The following is a 21,157-nucleotide window of genomic DNA, read 5'->3' as shown; positions in this document are numbered from 1 at the left end:
GTATGACAGATGTAACCGTAAAAACGCTGGCTGCAGAGATACAGACTTCCGTGGATCGCCTGGTACAGCAATTTGCTGATGCCGGTATCCCGAAGTCTGCTGACGACTCTGTGTCCGCACAAGAGAAACAAACCTTACTGGCGCATTTGAACCGTGAAAACGGCTCAGCGCCGGATAAGTTGACATTGCAGCGTAAAACGCGCAGTACTCTCAATATTCCAGGTACCGGTGGAAAAAGCAAATCGGTACAAATCGAAGTCCGCAAGACACGCACCTTTGTGAAACGCGATCCGCAAGAGGCTGAACGCCTTGCCGCGGAAGAGCAGGCGCAGCGTGAAGCGGAAGAGCAAGCCCGTCGTGAGGCAGAAGAAGCTGCCAAACGCGAGGCGCAACAAAAAGCCGAACGTGAGGCCGCAGAACAAGCTAAGCGTGAAGCCGCTGATAAAGCGAAACGTGAAGCTGCGGAAAAAGACAAAGTGAGCAATCAACAGACCGACGATATGACTAAAACCGCCCAGGCCGAAAAAGCCCGCCGTGAAAATGAAGCCGCAGAACTGAAGCGTAAAGCGGAAGAAGAAGCACGTCGCAAGCTTGAAGAAGAAGCGCGCCGCGTAGCGGAAGAAGCTCGCCGTATGGCGGAAGAAAACGAGAAAAATGGTGTGAATAACGTTGAACCTGTCGAAGACACCAGCGATTATCACGTCACCACTTCTCAGCATGCTCGCCAGGCTGAAGACGAGAACGATCGTGAAGTCGAAGGCGGTCGTGGTCGTACTCGCAGCACTAAAGCAGCGCGTCCGGCGAAGAAAGGCAACAAACACGCTGAATCTAAAGCTGACCGTGAGGAAGCACGTGCAGCGGTTCGCGGCGGTAAAGGCGGTAAGCAGCGTAAAGGTTCCGCTCTGCAGCAGGGCTTCCAGAAGCCAGCTCAGGCCGTTAACCGTGACGTTGTGATCGGCGAAACCATCACCGTTGGCGATCTGGCGAACAAAATGGCAGTTAAAGGCTCTCAGGTCATCAAAGCGATGATGAAACTGGGCGCAATGGCTACCATTAACCAGGTCATCGACCAGGAAACCGCACAGCTGGTTGCCGAAGAGATGGGCCACAAAGTTATCCTGCGTCGTGAAAACGAGCTGGAAGAAGCGGTAATGAGCGACCGTGACACCGGTGCTGCGGCTGAACCGCGCGCACCAGTTGTGACCATCATGGGTCACGTTGACCACGGTAAAACCTCCCTGCTGGACTACATTCGTTCCACGAAAGTGGCTTCTGGTGAAGCGGGCGGCATTACTCAGCACATCGGTGCGTACCACGTTGAAACTGACAACGGTATGATCACCTTCCTGGATACCCCGGGTCACGCCGCGTTTACCTCCATGCGTGCTCGTGGTGCTCAGGCAACGGATATCGTTGTTCTGGTTGTTGCAGCAGACGACGGCGTGATGCCACAGACCATCGAAGCTATCCAGCACGCGAAAGCGGCGGGTGTGCCGGTGGTGGTTGCAGTCAACAAAATCGATAAGCCAGAAGCGGATCCGGATCGCGTTAAAAACGAACTGTCCCAGTACGGCATCATGCCGGAAGAGTGGGGCGGCGAGAGCCAATTCGTTCACGTTTCTGCGAAAGCGGGTACCGGTATCGACGAGCTGCTGGACGCTATCCTGCTGCAGGCCGAAGTACTGGAGCTGAAAGCTGTGCGTAAAGGTATGGCGAGCGGTGCGGTTATCGAATCCTTCCTGGATAAAGGTCGTGGTCCGGTTGCTACCGTACTGGTGCGTGAAGGTACGCTGCACAAAGGCGACATCGTACTGTGTGGCTTCGAATACGGTCGCGTTCGTGCTATGCGTAACGAACTGGGTCAGGAAGTACTGGAAGCAGGTCCGTCCATTCCGGTGGAAATCCTCGGTCTGTCCGGTGTTCCGGCTGCAGGTGACGAAGTTACTGTCGTTCGTGACGAGAAGAAAGCCCGTGAAGTTGCACTGTATCGTCAGGGCAAATTCCGTGAAGTTAAACTGGCTCGTCAGCAGAAATCTAAACTCGAGAACATGTTCGCTAACATGACCGAAGGCGAAGTTCACGAAGTGAACGTCGTCCTGAAGGCTGACGTTCAGGGTTCTGTAGAAGCGATTTCCGACTCTTTACTGAAACTGTCTACCGACGAAGTCAAAGTGAAGATCATCGGTTCTGGCGTAGGTGGTATCACCGAAACCGACGCGACCCTGGCTGCGGCATCCAACGCGATTCTGGTTGGCTTCAACGTCCGTGCTGATGCCTCTGCACGTAAAGTTATCGAATCTGAAAGCCTGGATCTGCGTTACTACTCCGTCATCTATCATCTGATCGACGAAGTGAAAGCAGCGATGAGCGGCATGCTGTCTCCGGAGCTGAAACAGCAGATCATTGGTCTGGCTGAAGTTCGTGATGTGTTCAAATCACCGAAATTCGGCGCTATCGCAGGCTGTATGGTTACCGAAGGCACGATTAAACGTCACAACCCAATCCGCGTTCTGCGCGACAACGTGGTTATCTATGAAGGCGAGCTGGAATCCCTGCGTCGCTTCAAAGATGACGTTAACGAAGTCCGTAACGGCATGGAATGTGGTATCGGCGTTAAGAACTACAACGACGTTCGCGTTGGCGATATGATCGAAGTGTTCGAGATCATCGAGATCCAACGTACTATCGCTTAATCTTCGTCGTCTTTTGGGCCGCAATTTGCAGCCCAAAATCCTTAGAAGATGATTAGGTGTAGGCCGGGTAAGCGAAGCGCCACCCGGCAAGAAATTTAAAAAGGGGCTTATGGCCCCTTTTTTGTCTTTATTCTGGAGAATTTATTATGGCGAAAGAATTTGGTCGCCCGCAGCGTGTCGCGCAAGAGATGCAGAAAGAGATCGCACTCATCCTGCAACGCGAAATCAAAGACCCGCGTGTTGGTATGATGACCACCGTATCGGGCGTTGAGATGTCTCGTGATCTGGCATATGCCAAAGTATTCGTGACTTTCCTCAACGATCAGGACGAAGCTGCTGTGAAAAACGGCATCAAAGCACTGCAGGAAGCCTCTGGTTTTATCCGTTCTCTGCTGGGTAAAGCCATGCGTCTGCGTATCGTGCCTGAGCTGACCTTCTTCTACGACAACTCGTTGGTTGAAGGGATGCGCATGTCCAACCTGGTGACCAGCGTGGTGAAACATGACGATGAGCGTCGTGTGAACCCAGCGGACGACAGCAAGGAGGACTGATGAGTCGTCCTCGTCGTCGTGGTCGCGACATTCACGGTGTCCTGCTGCTGGATAAGCCGCAGGGCATGTCCAGCAATGATGTACTGCAAAAAGTAAAACGCATCTACAATGCCAACCGCGCGGGACATACCGGCGCACTGGATCCGCTGGCGACAGGCATGCTGCCAATCTGCCTCGGTGAAGCGACTAAGTTTTCACAGTATTTGCTGGATTCTGACAAACGCTATCGTGTGGTTGCCCGTCTGGGCCAGCGTACAGACACTTCCGATGCCGATGGGCAAATCGTGCAGGAACGTCCGGTAACCTTCACCGCAGAACAACTGGCGAGCGCGCTGGAGACTTTCCGTGGCGATATCGAGCAGATCCCGTCAATGTATTCGGCGCTGAAGTATCAGGGTAAGAAGCTGTACGAATATGCGCGCCAGGGTATTGAAGTGCCGCGTGAAGCGCGACCGATTACCGTCTATGAGCTGCTGTTTATCCGTCACGAAGGTAACGAACTGGAGCTGGAAGTTCACTGTTCCAAAGGCACCTATATTCGCACCATTGTTGACGATCTTGGTGAGAAGTTGGGCTGCGGCGCGCACGTCACGTATCTGCGTCGTTTGACGGTCAGCAAGTATCCGGTGGATCGAATGGTGACGCTGGAACATCTGCGTGAGCTGGTTGAACAGGCCGAGCTGCAGAACATTCCGGCGGCACAGCTGCTTGATCCTTTGCTGATGCCAATGGACAGTCCAGCATCGGACTATCCTGTTGTTAATTTGCCTTTAACATCCTCGGTTTACTTTAAAAATGGTAACCCGGTACGGACATCAGGCGCGCCGCTGGAAGGGCTGGTCCGCGTGACGGAAGGCGATGACGGCAAGTTTATTGGCATGGGGGAGATGGACGATGAAGGTCGTGTCGCCCCCCGTCGCCTGGTGGTTGAGTATCCTGCATAGCGCTCTCTGTCTTGCGATAAAAGGGCGCTGCGAGTAGAATACTGCCGCTTAACGTCGCGTAAATTGTTTAACAATCTACGCGACGTATACACAAAATCATTCGAGCTGCATCAAGGCGGCAAGTCTGAGAATCCTCAGTCACTTACTTAAGTAAGTGACTGAGGTGAGCGGACGCAGCCAACGCAGAGTCAGTTTGAAGGATAAAGTGTATACACTGGGATAGCTGAATTAGAGATCGGCATCCTTTCATTCTTATCACTTTGGAGTTTTAAAATGTCTCTAAGTACTGAAGCTACCGCTAAAATCGTTTCTGAGTTTGGTCGTGATGCAAACGACACCGGTTCTACCGATGTTCAGGTTGCTCTGTTGACTGCACAGATTAACCACCTGCAGGGTCACTTTGCAGAGCACAAAAAAGATCACCACAGCCGTCGTGGTCTGCTGCGCATGGTTTCTCAGCGTCGTAAACTGCTCGACTACCTGAAACGTAAAGATGTTGCACGTTACACCGCGCTGATCGAGCGTCTGGGCCTGCGTCGCTAATTCTTTCGAGTTTCAGAAAGAGGGGGCCTTCATGGCCCCTTTTTTCCAGCAGATGGCAGCAATTCGCTGGAAACTAATGTATTGTTGCTAAGAATGATCTTCCGTTGCAGAGGTTCGCGCGGCTAATGAGAGGCTTTACTCATGCTTATGGGTTAGGGTTGTCATTAGTCGCGAGGATGCGCAGAAGATCGGGTATTAACGATGGCGCAAAAATGTGCCGTCAAAAAATAGAGAAAGGATATTATTTTGCTTAATCCGATCGTTCGTAAATTCCAGTACGGTCAGCATACCGTTACGCTGGAAACCGGCATGATGGCGCGTCAGGCGACTGCCGCTGTTATGGTTAGCATGGATGACACCGCGGTATTCGTTACCGTTGTTGGCCAGAAAAAAGCGAAACCAGGCCAGGACTTTTTCCCGCTGACCGTTAACTATCAGGAGCGTACCTACGCTGCTGGCCGTATCCCGGGTAGCTTCTTCCGTCGTGAAGGCCGTCCGAGCGAAGGCGAAACCCTGATCGCGCGTCTGATTGACCGCCCGGTTCGCCCGCTGTTCCCGGAAGGCTTCGTTAACGAAGTTCAGGTTATCGCGACCGTTGTTTCCGTTAACCCGCAGGTTAACCCGGACATCGTGGCAATGATTGGTGCATCTGCTGCGCTGACTCTGTCTGGTATTCCATTCAACGGCCCGATCGGTGCTGCACGTGTTGGTTACATCAATGACCAGTACGTACTGAACCCGACTCAGGACGAACTGAAAGAAAGCAAGCTGGACCTGGTTGTTGCGGGTACTGAAGCAGCCGTACTGATGGTTGAATCCGAAGCAGAACTGCTGAGCGAAGATCAGATGCTGGGTGCTGTTGTGTTCGGTCACGAACAGCAGCAGGTTGTGATTCAGGCTATCAACGAGCTGGCGAAAGAAGCTGGCAAACCGCGTTGGGACTGGCAGCCAGAAGCCGTCAACGAAGCGCTGAACGCACGCGTTGCCGCACTGGCAGAAGCTCGCCTGAGCGATGCTTACCGCATCACCGACAAACAAGAGCGTTATGCTCAGGTTGACGTAATCAAATCTGAAACCATCGCGACTCTGGTGGCTGAAGACGAAACCTTGGACGCTAACGAACTGGGTGAAATCCTGCACGCTATCGAGAAAAACGTTGTTCGTAGCCGCGTACTGGCAGGCGAGCCGCGCATCGATGGCCGTGAAAAAGACATGATCCGTGGTCTGGACGTGCGTACTGGCGTTCTGCCGCGTACCCACGGCTCCGCACTGTTCACCCGTGGCGAAACTCAGGCGCTGGTTACTGCGACCCTGGGCACCACTCGTGATGCGCAGAACCTTGACGAATTGATGGGCGAGCGCACTGACAACTTCCTGTTCCACTACAACTTCCCTCCGTACTGCGTAGGTGAAACCGGTATGGTCGGTTCTCCGAAGCGTCGTGAGATTGGTCACGGCCGTCTGGCGAAACGTGGCGTACTGGCAGTAATGCCGGAACTGGATAAATTCCCGTACACCGTGCGTGTGGTTTCTGAAATCACCGAATCTAACGGTTCTTCTTCCATGGCTTCCGTATGTGGTGCTTCCCTGGCGCTGATGGATGCAGGCGTGCCGATCAAAGCCGCCGTTGCGGGTATCGCGATGGGTCTGGTGAAAGAAGGCGACAACTTTGTTGTTCTGTCTGACATCCTGGGCGACGAAGACCACCTGGGCGATATGGACTTCAAAGTGGCGGGTTCCCGCGACGGTATCTCTGCACTGCAGATGGATATCAAAATTGAAGGTATCACCAAAGAGATCATGCAGGTTGCTCTGAACCAGGCTAAAGGTGCGCGTCTGCACATCCTGGGTGTGATGGAACAAGCGATCAACGCACCGCGTGGCGATATCTCTGAATTTGCTCCGCGTATCCACACCATCAAGATCAGCCCGGACAAGATCAAAGACGTTATCGGTAAAGGCGGTTCTGTTATCCGTGCTCTGACCGAAGAAACCGGCACCACCATTGAAATCGAAGATGATGGTACCGTGAAGATTGCTGCGACTGACGGCGAAAAAGCGAAATATGCTATCCGTCGTATCGAAGAGATCACCGCAGAGATCGAAGTAGGCCGTATCTACAATGGTAAAGTGACCCGTATCGTTGACTTTGGCGCATTCGTTGCCATCGGTGGCGGTAAAGAAGGTCTGGTACACATCTCTCAGATCGCTGATAAGCGCGTTGAGAAAGTGACCGACTACCTGCAGATGGGCCAGGAAGTACCGGTCAAAGTTCTGGAAGTTGATCGCCAGGGCCGTGTACGTCTGAGCATTAAAGAAGCAACTGAGCAGTCTCAGCCTGCAGGCGAACCGGAAGCTCCGGCAAGCCAGGGCGAGTAAGGTTGCCATTGCCCTCCGTGAAAGCGGAGGGCCTTTAACCCGGCAGGATGCCTTGTTAGCAACCGGGGAACCTGGACGTTCATTCAATCGTTGTCTTCGGGAGTGGGAAATGAAGCCTTTTTTGCGCTGGTGTTTCGTTGCGACAGCACTCACGCTGGCTGGATGCAGTAATTCCGCCTGGCGAAAGAGTGAAGTCCTCGCAGTACCATTGCAACCGACTTTGCAGCAGGAAGTGATTCTGGCACGTATGGAACAAATTCTTGCCAGTCGGGCTTTAACCGATGACGAACGCGCACAGCTTTTATATGAGCGCGGAGTGTTGTATGATAGTCTCGGTCTGAGGGCACTGGCGCGAAATGATTTTTCACAAGCGCTGGCAATCCGACCAGATATGCCTGAAGTATTCAATTACTTAGGTATATATTTAACGCAGGCAGGCAATTTTGATGCTGCCTATGAAGCGTTTGATTCTGTACTTGAGCTTGATCCAACTTACAACTACGCGCACTTAAATCGCGGTATCGCATTGTATTACGGCGGTCGCGACAAGTTAGCGCAAGATGATCTGCTAGCGTTTTATCAAGACGATCCCAATGATCCTTTCCGTAGTCTGTGGCTTTATCTTGCCGAGCAGAAGCTCGATGAGAAGCAGGCTAAAGAAGCGTTGAAGCAACGCTTTGAGAAATCGGATAAAGAGCAATGGGGATGGAACATTGTCGAGTTCTACCTGGGCAACATTAGCGAAGCAACGCTGATGGAACGCCTGAAGGCGGACGCAACGGATAACACCTCGCTCGCTGAGCATCTCAGTGAAACCAACTTCTATTTAGGTAAGTACTACCTAAGTCTGGGGGATTTGGACAACGCTACGGCATTGTTCAAACTGGCGGTGGCTAACAACGTTCATAACTTTGTTGAGCACCGATACGCATTGTTGGAATTATCGCTCCTGGGCCAGGACCAAGATGACCTGGCAGAATCGGACCAGCAATAGCTGACGTACACATCAGCCCGTAATCTTTTTTGATTGCCATCACCTTCACGGGTGAGGGCGTTGTTGTTCGTTAATACACCTACTTTGAGCCGGTTCACACTTTTCAATGAAAATTGCAGATCAATTTCATGATGAGTTATGTAGACTGGCCGCCATTAATTTTGAGGCACACGTACTACATGGCTGAATTCGAAACCACTTTTGCAGATCTGGGCCTGAAGGCTCCTATCCTTGAAGCCCTTAACGATCTGGGTTACGAAAAACCATCTCCAATCCAGGCAGAGTGCATTCCGCATCTGCTGGGCGGCCGCGATGTTCTGGGTATGGCCCAGACAGGTAGCGGCAAAACTGCAGCGTTCTCTTTACCGCTGCTCAACAATCTTGATCCTGAGCTGAAGGCACCTCAGATTCTGGTGCTGGCACCGACCCGCGAACTGGCGGTTCAGGTAGCAGAAGCCATGACGGATTTCTCTAAACACATGCGCGGCGTGAACGTGGTTGCCCTGTACGGCGGCCAGCGTTATGACGTGCAATTACGTGCCCTGCGTCAGGGACCACAGATCGTCGTCGGTACGCCGGGCCGTCTGCTGGATCACCTGAAGCGCGGTACTCTGGACCTCTCCAAACTGAGCGGTCTGGTACTGGACGAAGCTGACGAAATGCTGCGTATGGGCTTCATCGAAGACGTTGAAACCATCATGGCGCAGATCCCGGAAGGTCATCAGACCGCTCTGTTCTCTGCAACCATGCCGGAAGCGATTCGTCGTATTACCCGTCGCTTTATGAAAGAGCCGCAGGAAGTACGCATTCAGTCCAGCGTTACCACGCGTCCTGACATCAGCCAGAGCTACTGGACTGTCTGGGGCATGCGTAAAAATGAAGCGCTGGTGCGTTTCCTGGAAGCAGAAGATTTTGATGCGGCGATTATCTTCGTTCGTACCAAAAATGCGACCCTGGAAGTGGCAGAAGCGCTGGAGCGTAGCGGTTATAGCAGCGCTGCACTGAACGGTGACATGAACCAGTCCCTGCGTGAGCAGACTCTGGAACGTCTGAAAGATGGCCGCCTGGATATCCTGATTGCTACCGACGTTGCGGCCCGTGGCCTGGACGTTGAGCGTATCAGCCTGGTTGTTAACTACGACATCCCGATGGATTCCGAGTCTTACGTTCACCGTATCGGCCGTACCGGTCGTGCGGGTCGTGCTGGCCGTGCGCTGCTGTTCGTTGAGAACCGCGAGCGTCGTCTGCTGCGTAACATCGAACGCACCATGAAGCTGACTATTCCGGAAGTAGAACTGCCGAACGCAGACCTGCTGAGCAAACGCCGTCTGGAAAAATTCGCCGCTAAAGTACAGCAGCAGCTGGAAAGCAGCGATCTGGATCAGTACCGTGCTCTGCTGGCAAAAATGCAGCCGGAAGAAGAGCTGGATATCGAAACGCTGGCAGCCGCACTGCTGAAAATGGCTCAGGGCGAACGTCCGCTGATCCTGCCGCCAGATGCACCAATGCGTCCGAAACGCGAATTCCGCGATCGTGATGACCGTGGTCCGCGCGATCGTAACGATCGTGGCCCTCGTGACCGTAATGACCGTGGTGGTGAAGATCGTCCGCGTCGTGAACGTCGTGACGTTGGTGACATGCAGCTGTACCGCATTGAAGTGGGCCGTGATGACGGTGTTGAAGTTCGTCATATCGTTGGCGCGATTGCTAACGAAGGCGATATCAGCAGCCGTTACATCGGTAACATCAAGCTGTTTGCTTCCCACTCCACCATTGAGCTGCCGAAAGGTATGCCGGGCGACGTGCTGCAGCACTTTACCCGTACTCGCATCCTGAACAAGCCGATGAACATGCAGCTGGTTGGCGATGCAGTTCCGCACACCGGTGGTGAGCGTCGTGGTGGTGGCCGTTTCAGCGGCGAGCGTCGTGAAGGCGGTCGTGGCGAAGGTCGTAATTTCAGCGGTGAGCGTCGTGAAGGCGGTCGTGGCGATGGTCGTCGTTTCAGCGGCGAACGTCGTGAAGGCAACCGTGGTCCGCGTCGTGACGATTCTTCTGCTCCGCGTCGTGATGACTCCGCTGGTCGTCGTCGTTTCGGCGGTGACGCATAAGCCTCACGGTATAAAAGCGTAAAGTAATATATACAGCCCCGATCTCAACAATCGGGGCTTTTTTTATTTCATTTGTACTCGTGTACTGGTACAGTGCAGCACATTGAGATGTAGTCACAATATAAATGACTGGAGAGATGGCTAAATGGCAACACTAACCACCACCCAAACGTCACCTTCGCTGCTCGGCGGCGTGGTGATTATCGGCGGCACCATTATTGGCGCGGGGATGTTTTCTCTGCCAGTGGTCATGTCCGGGGCGTGGTTTTTCTGGTCAATGGCGGCGCTGATCTTCACCTGGTTCTGCATGCTGCATTCCGGACTGATGATCCTCGAAGCTAACCTCAATTACCGCATTGGTTCCAGCTTTGACACCATCACGAAAGATCTGCTGGGTAAAGGCTGGAACGTAGTGAACGGCATCTCGATCGCCTTCGTTCTCTATATCCTGACCTACGCCTATATCTCAGCGAGCGGGTCGATTCTGCATCACACTTTCTCCGAGATGTCGCTGAATGTTCCGGCACGCGCGGCAGGTCTTGGCTTTGCGCTGCTGGTGGCATTTGTGGTGTGGTTAAGCACCAAAGCGGTTAGCCGCATGACGGCGATTGTGCTGGGCGCAAAGGTGATTACCTTTTTCCTGACCTTCGGCAGCCTGCTGGGGCACGTGCAGCCCGCAACACTGTTTAACGTGGCGCAGAGCAACGCTTCGTATACGCCGTACCTGCTGATGACGCTGCCGTTTTGTCTGGCTTCATTCGGCTATCACGGCAACGTCCCGAGCCTGATGAAGTACTACGGCAAAGATCCGAAGACCATCGTTAAGTGTCTGGTGTACGGCACGCTGCTGGCGCTGGTGCTGTACACCGTATGGTTGCTGGGAACGATGGGCAACATTCCGCGTCCAGAGTTTATCGGTATTGCGCAACAGGGCGGTAACATTGATGTGCTGGTACAGGCGCTGAGCGGCGTACTAAACAGCCGCAGTCTGGATCTGCTGCTGGTGGTGTTCTCCAACTTTGCGGTGGCGAGTTCATTCCTCGGCGTTACGCTCGGTCTGTTTGACTATCTGGCGGATCTGTTTGGCTTTGATGACTCGGCAATGGGACGTTTCAAAACGGCATTGCTGACGTTTGTCCCGCCAATTATCGGTGGCCTGCTGTGGCCGAACGGTTTCCTGTACGCCATTGGCTATGCAGGACTCGCAGCAACCATCTGGGCTGCCATTGTTCCGGCGCTGCTGGCACGTAAATCCCGCGAGCGTTTCGGTAGCCCGAAATTCCGTGTCTGGGGCGGTAAGCCGATGATTGCGCTGATCCTGGTGTTCGGTATCGGCAACGCGGTTATCCATATTCTGTCGAGCGTGGATCTGTTACCGGTCTATCAGTAAAACCGTTGCCCGGTAGCGCTACGCTTACCGGGCCTACAGTACCGTTTAGGCCGGATAAGGCGTAGCCGCCATCCGGCACAAACCGCGCTACCCCAACAATTCCTGCTTCACATCCATCGCCAAATCAAACGAATGAAGACGTGCCTGATGATCAAAAATCTGGCCGTTAACCATAATTTCATCGGCCTGGGTTTCACGCAAGATAGCCTCCAGCCCGTGTCGCACTTTCGCCTTATCACCAACCAGCGACATGCTCAGCGCCTGTTGTACGCCGTACTGTTCAGAAGCGGACCACAGCTGATGCATATTCTCTACCGGCGGTGGTAGCTGGCCGGTTTCGCCACGACGCAGTTTCACAAACGCCTGCTGCATCGAGGTGAAAAGAAACTCGGCGTCGCGATTGCTGTCAGCGGCAATGATGTTGATGCACACCATCGCATACGGCTTTGCCAGCCGCGCTGAGGGTTTGAACTGGGTGCGATACAGATGCAGCGCCTGATGCAGCATATCCGGAGCAAAATGCGAGGCGAAGGCAAACGGCAGGCCGAGCTGGGCCGCCAACTGTGCGCTGTACAGGCTGGAGCCTAATAACCAGACCGGGATCTGCTCGCCGTAGCCGGGAACCGGGCGTACATGGGGGTTAGGATCGCGGGCGTCGAACCAGTCCACCAGTTCAGCGACGTCGCGAGGGAAGTTATCGATATCACCGCTCATATGGCGGCGCAGCGCACGCATCGTTGGCTGATCGCTCCCCGGCGCGCGGCCAAGCCCAAGATCGATGCGTCCCGGATACAGCGTATTCAGGGTACCGAACTGCTCGGCGATCACCAGCGGCGAATGGTTGGGCAGCATCACGCCGCCAGACCCGAGATGCAGCGTGGTGGTATTGGCAGCCAGATAGCCAATCAGCACTGAAGTTGCCGCGCTGGCGATACCGACCATGTTGTGATGCTCCGCCAGCCAGTAGCGGTGGTAGCCGCGCTTTTCAGCCAGTCGGGCGAGATCAAGCGAGTGCGTGAAGGCCTCTTTTGCCGAAGATCCTTCAGGGATTGGCGCCAGATCCAGCACCGAGAACGGAATAGTTTTGTCAGTCATAACGGCTCACTTTGTTACCGGTTAATCTTTTAATACTGCATTAAAATTTGATTACCGTTGTTAACAAAGTGAGCTTTATGAGACTGACGGCAAAAACAATGCCCGATGGCGCTGCGCTTATCGGGCCTACGGGATCGCTATTTGTAGGCCGGATAAGGCAATTTGCCGCCATCCGGCTAGGCCTGCAGCTCCAGACCAGCCAGTCGCTTCCAGTAGCCGTTGCAGTCACTGTGGGCGGCAAGCGGTAATGGGGCCGTACCATTTTCATTGGCGCGGAATGCATCAAGCATGGCGAATGTTTCGCTGCCCGAGGGGGACAGGCGCACAATATCAACCAGACCCTGCATTGATGTCAGCTCGTTGCCGAGGTTGTAAACATAGCCGCTCATGGTCTGGATCCCGTTGAGCACAAAGACCTGCTGATTCTCCTGCGACAGCACATCGCGTCCGTTCGGGTATTTGATGCAGCAGGTTTCACATTCGTCTTTTGGACGATCTTCAGAGCGTGCGGTAAAGCATCGGGCGGAGTATGCCAGCGGCAGATGCCCATAGCTCAGTACCTCGACTTCAAACTGATTGCGAATACCCAGCTCATCACACTGGTTGAGCAGGTTTACCAGCCAGTCGCGGGATAACTCTACCGGCATACACCAGCGCGTCATGCCCTGCTTGAGCAGTAAACGCAGGGTTACCGCGTTGTAGCAGTTGAGCGCATGCCCGGCGACAAACGGCAGCTTACGCTCGGCGCACATGTTTACCACCCCGAGATCGCTGGCTTCCAGCAGGAAGTCGCCGTTTTCAACATAGCGCTTCAGTTCTCCCAGCTCAGAAGAGGCCTGCACCAGCGCCAGCGTCGACAGCACCACCTGTTTACCGCTGCCAGCGAGTGATTTCGCCATATCCAGCCAGTCGCTTACTTTGGTGGCACGGCGTTTACTGCATACCGCTTCGCCAAGATAGATAATGTCGGCCTGGCTTACGGCGGCCTGCTGATAAAAATCTTCCAACGTTTCTTTCGGCCAGTACCATAGCACCGGCCCTAAGGAATATTTCATTGCTTCTCTCACTGCCATTTACGGTGATACGCGCCAAGCGTGGTCTGTGTGCCTTCGGACATTGAACCGAGCGTTTCCATCCACGCGGCCTGCGGGACGTAGTTTTGCGGGTCGGCCATACAGCGGTCGATTGCCTGACGCCACACTTTCGCCACCTGGCTGACATAGGCCGGGCTGCGCTGACGTCCCTCGATTTTCACCGAGGCAATATTGGCTGCCAGCAGTTCCGGCAGCAGCTCCAGCGTATTCAGGCTGGTGGGTTCTTCCAGCGCATGGTAGCGCTCGCCATCCACCAGGTAGCGCCCTTTACACAGCGTTGGATACCCGGCGTTTTCGCCATCCTGGTAGCGATCGATCAGCACTTCATTAAGACGGGATTCCAGCCCTTGTTGGGTTTGCTGCCAGCGAACAAAACGGGCAGGGGAGCAGGCACCGACGGTATTAGGAGATTCGCCCGTCAGGTAAGACGAAAGATAGCAGCGGCCTTCCGCCATAATGCACAGGCTGCCAAAGGCGAACACTTCCAGGGGAACTGGCGTGACGCGAGCAAGCTGCTTCACCTGATGAATAGACAGCACGCGCGGCAGAACCACGCGGGCGACGTCAAAGTTGCGATGGTAGAAATTAATCGCCTCTTCATTGGTTGCAGATGCCTGAACAGAGACATGGCGCTCAATATGCGGGTAGCGCTCTGCGGCATACTCAAGCATGGCGAGGTCGGCGAGGATCAGCGCGTCTGCACCCAGTTGCGCAGCCATATCAACGGCACGCTGCCAGCGCGCGTAACCATCCGGGTGCGCAAAGGTGTTAATCGCAATGTGCAGCTTACGGCGATGTTGATGAACGAAACTCACCGCTTCCTGCAATTTTTTCTCGGTAAAATTAAGGCCGGCGAAATGACGGGCGTTGGTATCATCTTTCAGCCCGATGTAGACAGCATCAGCGCCGTTCTCGATGGCCGCCTTAAGCGCCGGGAGGTTTCCGGCAGGGCAGAGCAGCTCCATAATTTATCCTGAACGTTGCGCCATGTAGGGCGCAGAAATGTTAACGAAGAGGGATTTTAGTTAACCTTGCTGAGACAATTTTTGATTTGAGGCAGTTAAAGTCGTATTGGTGACACCAATAAAGAGGTAACAATTTCGTAGCGAATTGTTGATTTATGCCGCTATGTCGTTTATTTGATATGGCAAAATAGCAGGACTATTGAAACAGGGAGTAAAGCTCGTGTTGGATAAACTGCGTTCACGCTTAGTACATTTAGGTCCTTCTCTGATGAGTGTACCGGTTAAACTGACGCCCTTTGCGCTGAAGCGCCAGGTTCTGGAGCAGGTCCTGAGCTGGCAGTTTAGTCAGGCGCTGGCCGATGGGGAGCTGGAGTTTCTCGAAGGTCGCTGGCTGAGCATTCATGTGCGTGACATTGACCTCAAATGGTATACCTCTGTTGAAAACGATAAACTTATCGTCAGCCAGAATGCAGATGCGGATGTGAGTTTTAGCGCCGATGCCAGCGATCTCCTGATGATCGTGGCCCGCAAGCAGGATCCGGATACGCTTTTCTTCCAGCGTCGCCTGGTGATTGAAGGTGATACAGAATTAGGGCTATACGTAAAAAATCTGATGGATGCCATCGAACTGGAGCAGATGCCTAAAGCGTTGCGCGTCATGCTGATGCAGTTGGCGGATTTTGTTGAGGCGGGGATGAAAACGTCGCCAGAAACCAAACAGACCTCGGTAGGTGAGCCATGCTGATTCGAGTTGAGATTCCCATTGATGCCCCTGGTATTGATGCGTTGCTGCGCCGTTCATTTGAGAGCGATGCGGAAGCAAAATTAGTGCACGACCTGCGTGAAGATGGTTTCTTAACGCTGGGTTTGGTTGCTACCGATGATGAAGGTCAGGTAGTGGGTTACGTCGCGTTCAGCCCTGTCGATGTTCAGGGTGAAGATCTGCAATGGGTCGGCATGGCGCCGCTCGCGGTGGATGAAAACTACCGGGGGCAGGGCCTGGCGCGTCAACTGGTCTATGAAGGACTCGATTCCCTGAACGAGTTTGGCTACGCCGCGGTGGTTACGCTGGGCGATCCGGCACTGTACAGCCGCTTTGGCTTTGAGCTGGCAGCGCATCATGACCTGCGTTGCCGCTGGCCGGGCACCGAAAGCGCGTTCCAGGTTCATCGCCTGGCGGACGATGCGCTGGAGGGCGTGACGGGCCTGGTGGAATACCACGACCACTTCAATCGTTTTTAACATCCGGGGCTTGCAGGCTGCTCAGTAGAGCCTCAAGCCCTTCGCCTTCTACAAGGCACTCTTTCTGACGCTTTGTGAGCTGTTTGACGCGATACTCTATGCGCAGGGCCAGCGAACGGTCGCCAACTTGCGCCGCAAATGCCAACGTGAGTTCCCCCTTTCCACGTAGCGCCTTCGCGCCTTTCCCACTTTGATGCTGCTTATAGCGGCGCTGCACATCGGTGGTAATTCCGGTGTATAAGGCGTTGTCAGCGGTACGGATCAGGTACAGATACCAGGGTGTCATTGTCACCATCGACGTGATAATTTTCAGGCCTACAGTATAAAAGAGAACAGAAATGGAAACACTGACTGCGGTGTCTCGCTGGCTGGCAAAACAGCACGTCGTGACCTGGTGCGTATACCATGAAGGTGAATTGTGGTGCGCCAATGCGTTTTACCTGTTTGATGCGCAGAAGATGGCATTCTATGTGCTGACCGAAGATAAAACGCGCCATGCGCAGATGTCGGGACCGTGTGCACCGATTGCCGGCACGGTAAATGGTCAGCCCAAAACGGTCGCCCTGATTCGTGGCGTGCAGTTTAAGGGGGAGATTCGCCGTCTTGAAGGGCAGGAGAGTGAAGCCGCGCGTAACGCCTACAACCGCCGTTTCCCCGTCGCCAGAATGTTGCCAGCGCCCGTGTGGGAGATTCGACTGGATGAAGTCAAATTCACGGACAACACGCTGGGCTTCGGTAAAAAGATGCACTGGCTACGTGATCTATAGTTAAAAGAGTGATTGAAGCGTCAGGGGAAAATAAACGATGAGTCAGGTGTTAATAACCGGTGCAACGGGTCTGGTGGGTGGACATTTATTGCGGATGCTACTGAATGAACCCCGGATCAATGCCATTACGGCGCCGACGCGTCGACCGCTGGCTGATACGGTTGGCATCTATAATCCCCACGATCCGCAGCTAACCGATGCTCTGGCGCAGGTTACCGATCCGGTCGATATTGTCTTTTGTTGTCTGGGAACGACCCGACGTGAAGCGGGCAGCAAAGAAGCATTTATCCACGCTGACTATACGCTGGTAGTGGATACAGCTCTGACGGGGCGTCGGCTGGGGGCACAGCATATGCTGGTGGTGAGTTCGATGGGCGCTAATGCCAATTCACCGTTTTTTTATAACCGGGTGAAAGGTGAAATGGAGCAGGCGCTGATCGCGCAGAATTGGCCTCGGCTGACCATTGCCCGGCCTTCAATGCTACTGGGTGATAGGGACAAACAGCGGGCGAATGAGATGTTTTTAGCGCCGTTGTTCAGGCTGCTGCCGGGTAACTGGAAGTCGATTGAAGCGCGCGATGTTGCGCGGGCAATGTTGGCAGAAGCGCTGGCGCCTGGGCATGAAGGGGTTTCGATCCTGACCTCTTCTGAGTTACGCGAAAGGGCTAAATAAAATGCCGGATGGCGCTGACGCTTATCCGACCTACAAACGATAACGTCCTGTAGGCCGGATGAGACGCTCAGGCGTCGCTATCCGGCATCAGTATTACTTAATAAACGTAAAGGCCGTCGTGACGCGTTTCACGCCGCTTACCCGGCTGGCGATGTCTGCCGCCGCCTTCGCTTCGCGTTCGGTCACCAGACCTAACAGGAACACTTCTCCATTCTCGGTCGTGACTTTCACGTTAGAGGATTTCACCTGATCGCTGGTCAGTAACTGGGAACGTACTTTGGTGGTTATCCAGGTATCGTTGGACGCATCGCCCAGACCGATTGGCTGGCCCTGACGGATCTCATTAAAGACCTCAGTCGTACCTTCTACGCCCATCGCAATCTGTTTTGCTCGTGCAGACAGTTCGCTATTTGGCGACTGACCGACCAGCAGCACTTTACCCTGATATGCGCTCACGTTGATTCGCGCTTCTTTCTTGATCTGGGCATCTTTCGACAACGCCGTATTGACGCGTAATTCCAGGGTTCCATCATCTACCTGGGTGCCGACGCTGCGAGGATCCGTCGCGGCTTTGGTGCCGACAGCAGCAGTTCCGACAACGGCAGCAGCGACACAGCCTTGCAGCAGCAGTGCAGCGATAATCACAGCAAGCGGCGAAAATGCCTTCATGTGTACTCCTTAATCATCCTGGTGAGGGAAAAGCGTGTTATCGATGAGATCGCAAAGGCAGTTGACCGTCAGCATGTGCATTTCCTGAACGCGGGCGCTGTGGTGTGAGGGGATACGGATTTCAACATCCTGCGGCCCCAGTAATCCGGCCAGTTCCCCTCCGTCATACCCGGTCAGCGCGACGATTGTCATGTCGCGTGTCACGGCGGCTTCAACGGCTTTTACGATATCGCGGCTATTACCACGCGTAGAGATTGCCAGCAGAACATCTCCTGCATGTCCCAGCGCACGGACTTGTTTTGCATAAACTTCGTCGTGCAGGCGATCGTTGGCAATCGCAGTTAAGACCACATTATCAGTGTTTAGTGCAATCGCAGGTAAACTTGGGCGTTCTGTTTCAAAACGATTGATCATGCTGGCAGCAAAATGCTGTGCGTTGGCAGCGGACGTCCCATTACCACAACAGAGAATTTTGTTGCCATTGAGCAGGGACTGAACCAGCGTCATGGCGGCACGGGAGATCGCATCCGGAAGTGCTTCAGCCGCAGCTATCTGAGTTTGAATGCTTTCTGTAAAGCAGACTTTAATTCTATCTAACACGCTAATCCTTAAGAACCAGGCTCTGAATCTTCAACTATGAGCGGTCGTTGAACGCGTCCTTAAACCACTCAACATCATTTCCGGTGAAGGCTAACACATCGAACCGGCAATCCACAGTATCAAAACTCCCATTGTGGCGCGCAAGCCACAAGCGGGCGGTCTGTAATAATTTGTGTTGTTTGCTCCGGGTCACACTCGCCGCTGCGCCGCCAAACTGGGCCGAGCGCCGATAGCGGACTTCAACAAAGACGGTGGTGCTGCCTTCACGCATTATCAGGTCGATTTCGCCGCCACGTTCACGCACGTTGGCGGCGATAAAATGCAGTCCCTTGCTTTGCAGCCAGTCACGCGCGGTGGATTCCCACGCGTCACCGGTCTGTTTACTCGTTAACTGGCGGGGACGACTTGTCCTTGCTGGTATTTGAGCCATGATAACTTCCTGTTAATCACACAATCCGGCGTTGCGGTTAAGGCCCCGGTGTTGCCGTTAATTTCGAAACCCTGTACCTGACGCATTTGCGAGAAGTGGTTGGCAAGTGACCAGGCATCGACGCCCATCGCATACATACGTGCCAGTGAGTAGTCGTTACGAACCGCGCCAAGCGCCTGCTGCATGAGAGGAGCGTTAGCACCTGCCAGCATCGGTATTTCGCTGTACTGCAAGCCTTCCATCTCCAGACGGAAATCCGGGCCAGCAGTTCCCTGCGCGCTACGGGAGCTGGCGTACAGCGTTGCGCCGCTCTGGCTGCCGTTGCGCATAGCGATCATTGGCTTAATAAAGGCAATTTCTTCCGGCGTCGCCAGAATATACACGGCATCAACACGGCCGCTGCCGCCGGTGATCTGCGCATCTGTAGGCGCAGCCGGAATCGTCAGGCCGCCAATCGTCACGCCAGGTTGCGCAGGTACAGAGGAGGCCACCGGGCTGCCCGTCAGGGAAATTCCCGAACCGCCGTTGACGCCCATTTTCAGCTCGGCGGTGGAGCCAAACTTCTGCTGCAACACTACGCCGCCGCCCAGCTTTTGCCATTCCTGTGCAAAGGCGTTGGCAACGCGATCGCCTAATGAACTCCGAGGGATCAACAACAGCGGCGTCTGTTTTCCTTGATCGCGGATGTGACGCGCGGCGTCGCGCGCTTCATCTTCTGGCGACAAAGCGAAGTAGCAGACGTTCGGCAGGTTTTTCACCGACTCCGGCTGATTAAGTGCCAGCACGTTTAATGGCGTATTGCTTTTCATCAGCTCTTCAACATTGTTCTTCAGCAGTGGGCCAACCACGATGCTGGCGCCATCCTGTTGAACCTGAGTCAGAATTTGGTTCAGAGGCTGTGATGAAGTGTCGTAGATTTTCAGCTCTGCTGATGGATTCGCCGGTGCGCTGGCGGTTGTTGGCTGAGCGGGTGCTGCGGGCTGCGCAGCAGGTGTTTCTGGCTGTGCTGGCGTCTCGTTGGTCAGATCGCTTACTGACGCCTGAGAAGGGCTGGCAACGCCGTCAGTCGTTTGCGGCTGTTCTGTGGTCGTCGCAGATGTTGTATCCACCGCAGGCGCAGCTACAGCAGGGGCCGCTACGGGTTGAGTACCCATATTTTTTGCCGCTTCAAAGCCTTGCTGAATAGTCCGGCCAAATACAGCGGCCTGACCGTTCAGCGGCAGCAGCAGCGCAATTTTGCTGGTGGAGGCGGGCTTAAAGCTCTGGACGTTAACCAACTGCGTTGGCAGTATTTTTGCGCCCGGGTTTTGCGGATAACGTTTCTGCCAGTCCGCAATACCGGCTTTCATCATGTCTGGATCGTTACGGTTATCGAACCAGACGCGCTGGAGATCCAACCAGCCTTGCAGCACGTTTTCATCCGCATTGATGACCAGTGCCTGTGCTTGCTCCTGGGTCATGGATGACAGCGCCTGCCAGGTGGCATCGATGTTTTTCTGCTTAGCATTCGCGGCCAGCAGCGGTTCCTGGGAGATCAGGGCGCGCAGTAGTGTCAACGATGGACGACCCTGGTTGACGTCGATTTGCGCCTGCCAGTATCTGGCCTGCTGGTTTTGATCGAAATCGGCAGGAGTGAGTTTATCCAGCAGGGCCTGAGCGCCAGCGATATCTTTCTGTGCGAGCTTGATCTCGACGGCCAGCAGAGACTGCTCACGACGCTGAGTGTCGTTTAGTTTCTGCGGCAGCTGGTTGAACAGCTCGCTAGCCTGCTGGCTCTTGCCTTCTTTCAGCAGTGCACGAATGGCGAGTAATTGCCAGTTGGTCTTGCTATCATCTGAGCTTTGCTGCATTTGTTGCAGATAAAAGCCGGAATCAGCCTGCGCAGTGCCCTGCATATGGGCTGCACTCTGGTCTGGCGCCTGGGTGCCACAGCCTGCGAAAATCAGTGCTGCCAGAATGACTGGTAGCGCGCGCGCGGCTTTCAAACGAGAAAATGTTGAGGGTACCATACTGTATCCAG

The 21,157-nt window shown here is 54.2% G+C and carries 21 protein-coding genes; 13 read left to right on the top strand and 8 right to left on the bottom strand.

Annotated elements, in window-relative coordinates; genetic code table 11:
• Positions 1-2 precede the first annotated feature (2 nt).
• The 9 genes from infB to mtr all read left to right on the top strand — a co-directional run bounded on the left by infB (position 3) and on the right by mtr (position 11,602).
• Positions 3-2,693, top strand: a complete 2,691-nt coding sequence (gene infB / locus OGV74_RS08680; RefSeq protein WP_003844847.1) for a translation initiation factor IF-2 — start codon at positions 3-5, stop codon at positions 2,691-2,693.
• A 146-nt stretch (positions 2,694-2,839) separates the two neighbouring features.
• Entirely contained in the window at positions 2,840-3,244 is a 405-nt protein-coding gene (rbfA, locus tag OGV74_RS08675; RefSeq protein WP_003024988.1) for a 30S ribosome-binding factor RbfA, read from the top strand.
• Complete coding sequence (gene truB / locus OGV74_RS08670; protein ID WP_003844848.1) at positions 3,244-4,188, top strand: tRNA pseudouridine(55) synthase TruB; 945 nt, start codon at positions 3,244-3,246, stop codon at positions 4,186-4,188. The genes rbfA and truB overlap by 1 nt, the downstream gene beginning before the upstream one ends.
• A 273-nt stretch (positions 4,189-4,461) precedes the next feature.
• Positions 4,462-4,731: a 30S ribosomal protein S15 gene (gene rpsO, locus OGV74_RS08665; protein WP_000059465.1), complete on the top strand. Its 270-nt coding sequence runs from the start codon at positions 4,462-4,464 to the stop codon at positions 4,729-4,731.
• Positions 4,732-4,977: 246 nt separating this feature from the next.
• Entirely contained in the window at positions 4,978-7,110 is a 2,133-nt protein-coding gene (gene pnp, locus OGV74_RS08660; protein WP_003024984.1) for a polyribonucleotide nucleotidyltransferase, read from the top strand.
• Between the two features lie 109 nt (positions 7,111-7,219).
• On the top strand, positions 7,220-8,104 hold the full coding sequence (gene nlpI, locus OGV74_RS08655) for a lipoprotein NlpI (protein ID WP_003024982.1): 885 nt from the start codon (positions 7,220-7,222) through the stop codon (positions 8,102-8,104).
• Between the two features lie 106 nt (positions 8,105-8,210).
• Complete coding sequence (gene yrbN / locus OGV74_RS08650) at positions 8,211-8,291, top strand: protein YrbN (protein WP_010723222.1); 81 nt, start codon at positions 8,211-8,213, stop codon at positions 8,289-8,291.
• The gene (locus OGV74_RS08645) at positions 8,284-10,212 is read left to right on the top strand and encodes a DEAD/DEAH family ATP-dependent RNA helicase (RefSeq protein ID WP_032950310.1); all 1,929 of its coding nucleotides are present in this window, start codon (positions 8,284-8,286) and stop codon (positions 10,210-10,212) included. Before yrbN ends, OGV74_RS08645 begins: the two co-directional genes overlap by 8 nt.
• A gap of 145 nt (positions 10,213-10,357) precedes the next feature.
• Positions 10,358-11,602, top strand: a complete 1,245-nt coding sequence (gene mtr, locus OGV74_RS08640; RefSeq protein WP_032950309.1) for a tryptophan permease — start codon at positions 10,358-10,360, stop codon at positions 11,600-11,602.
• Between the two features lie 87 nt (positions 11,603-11,689).
• Here the strand turns inward: mtr and OGV74_RS08635 are convergent, their stop codons facing one another.
• The 3 genes from OGV74_RS08635 to ubiU form a co-directional block, all read right to left on the bottom strand.
• Positions 11,690-12,697, bottom strand: coding sequence for a luciferase-like monooxygenase (locus tag OGV74_RS08635; RefSeq protein WP_003024976.1), 1,008 nt, complete (start codon positions 12,695-12,697; stop codon positions 11,690-11,692).
• Positions 12,698-12,873: 176 nt separating this feature from the next.
• Positions 12,874-13,752 (bottom strand): U32 family peptidase, encoded by an 879-nt coding sequence (locus OGV74_RS08630; RefSeq protein WP_003024974.1) that lies wholly within the window; start codon positions 13,750-13,752, stop codon positions 12,874-12,876.
• Between the two features lie 8 nt (positions 13,753-13,760).
• The gene (ubiU, locus tag OGV74_RS08625) at positions 13,761-14,756 is read right to left on the bottom strand and encodes a ubiquinone anaerobic biosynthesis protein UbiU (protein ID WP_003024971.1); all 996 of its coding nucleotides are present in this window, start codon (positions 14,754-14,756) and stop codon (positions 13,761-13,763) included.
• Between the two features lie 220 nt (positions 14,757-14,976).
• Between ubiU and ubiT the strand changes: the two genes are divergently transcribed.
• Positions 14,977-15,501, top strand: coding sequence for a ubiquinone anaerobic biosynthesis accessory factor UbiT (ubiT, locus tag OGV74_RS08620; RefSeq protein WP_003024968.1), 525 nt, complete (start codon positions 14,977-14,979; stop codon positions 15,499-15,501).
• Positions 15,495-15,998, top strand: a complete 504-nt coding sequence (locus tag OGV74_RS08615) for a GNAT family N-acetyltransferase (RefSeq protein WP_003024966.1) — start codon at positions 15,495-15,497, stop codon at positions 15,996-15,998. The genes ubiT and OGV74_RS08615 overlap by 7 nt, the downstream gene beginning before the upstream one ends.
• Here the strand turns inward: OGV74_RS08615 and OGV74_RS08610 are convergent.
• A complete protein-coding gene (locus OGV74_RS08610) occupies positions 15,985-16,293 on the bottom strand; it encodes a GIY-YIG nuclease family protein (RefSeq protein ID WP_086504605.1) in 309 nt (102 codons plus the stop codon). The genes OGV74_RS08615 and OGV74_RS08610 overlap by 14 nt on opposite strands.
• Before the next feature lie 43 nt (positions 16,294-16,336).
• On the opposite strand from OGV74_RS08610, the gene OGV74_RS08605 reads away from it, so the two are divergent.
• Together OGV74_RS08605 and OGV74_RS08600 are read left to right on the top strand one after the other, a co-directional pair.
• Positions 16,337-16,765 carry a YhbP family protein gene (locus tag OGV74_RS08605; RefSeq protein ID WP_003024960.1) on the top strand — a complete coding sequence of 143 codons (429 nt, stop codon included), beginning with the start codon at positions 16,337-16,339 and terminating at the stop codon, positions 16,763-16,765.
• Between the two features lie 37 nt (positions 16,766-16,802).
• Positions 16,803-17,438 (top strand): NAD(P)H-binding protein, encoded by a 636-nt coding sequence (locus OGV74_RS08600; protein WP_003024957.1) that lies wholly within the window; start codon positions 16,803-16,805, stop codon positions 17,436-17,438.
• Between the two features lie 93 nt (positions 17,439-17,531).
• On the opposite strand, the gene dolP is transcribed toward OGV74_RS08600, so the two are convergent.
• Genes dolP through OGV74_RS08580 form a run of 4 tightly spaced genes read right to left on the bottom strand, consistent with a single transcriptional unit; the run spans position 17,532 to position 21,146 of the window.
• Entirely contained in the window at positions 17,532-18,107 is a 576-nt protein-coding gene (gene dolP, locus OGV74_RS08595) for a division/outer membrane stress-associated lipid-binding lipoprotein (RefSeq protein ID WP_003024954.1), read from the bottom strand.
• A 9-nt stretch (positions 18,108-18,116) separates the two neighbouring features.
• Positions 18,117-18,707, bottom strand: a complete 591-nt coding sequence (gene diaA / locus OGV74_RS08590; RefSeq protein WP_003024948.1) for a DnaA initiator-associating protein DiaA — start codon at positions 18,705-18,707, stop codon at positions 18,117-18,119.
• A 34-nt stretch (positions 18,708-18,741) separates the two neighbouring features.
• Entirely contained in the window at positions 18,742-19,137 is a 396-nt protein-coding gene (locus tag OGV74_RS08585) for a YraN family protein (protein WP_003024946.1), read from the bottom strand.
• Positions 19,095-21,146: a penicillin-binding protein activator gene (locus OGV74_RS08580; protein WP_086504604.1), complete on the bottom strand. Its 2,052-nt coding sequence runs from the start codon at positions 21,144-21,146 to the stop codon at positions 19,095-19,097. The genes OGV74_RS08585 and OGV74_RS08580 overlap by 43 nt, the downstream gene beginning before the upstream one ends.
• Positions 21,147-21,157: the final 11 nt, after the last annotated feature.

The organism is Citrobacter sp. Cf116 (assembly GCF_030336505.1).
Classification (GTDB): domain Bacteria; phylum Pseudomonadota; class Gammaproteobacteria; order Enterobacterales; family Enterobacteriaceae; genus Citrobacter; species Citrobacter freundii.
Note: the sequence above shows the minus strand (reverse complement) of the source record. Positions and strands in the feature narration are given on the sequence as shown.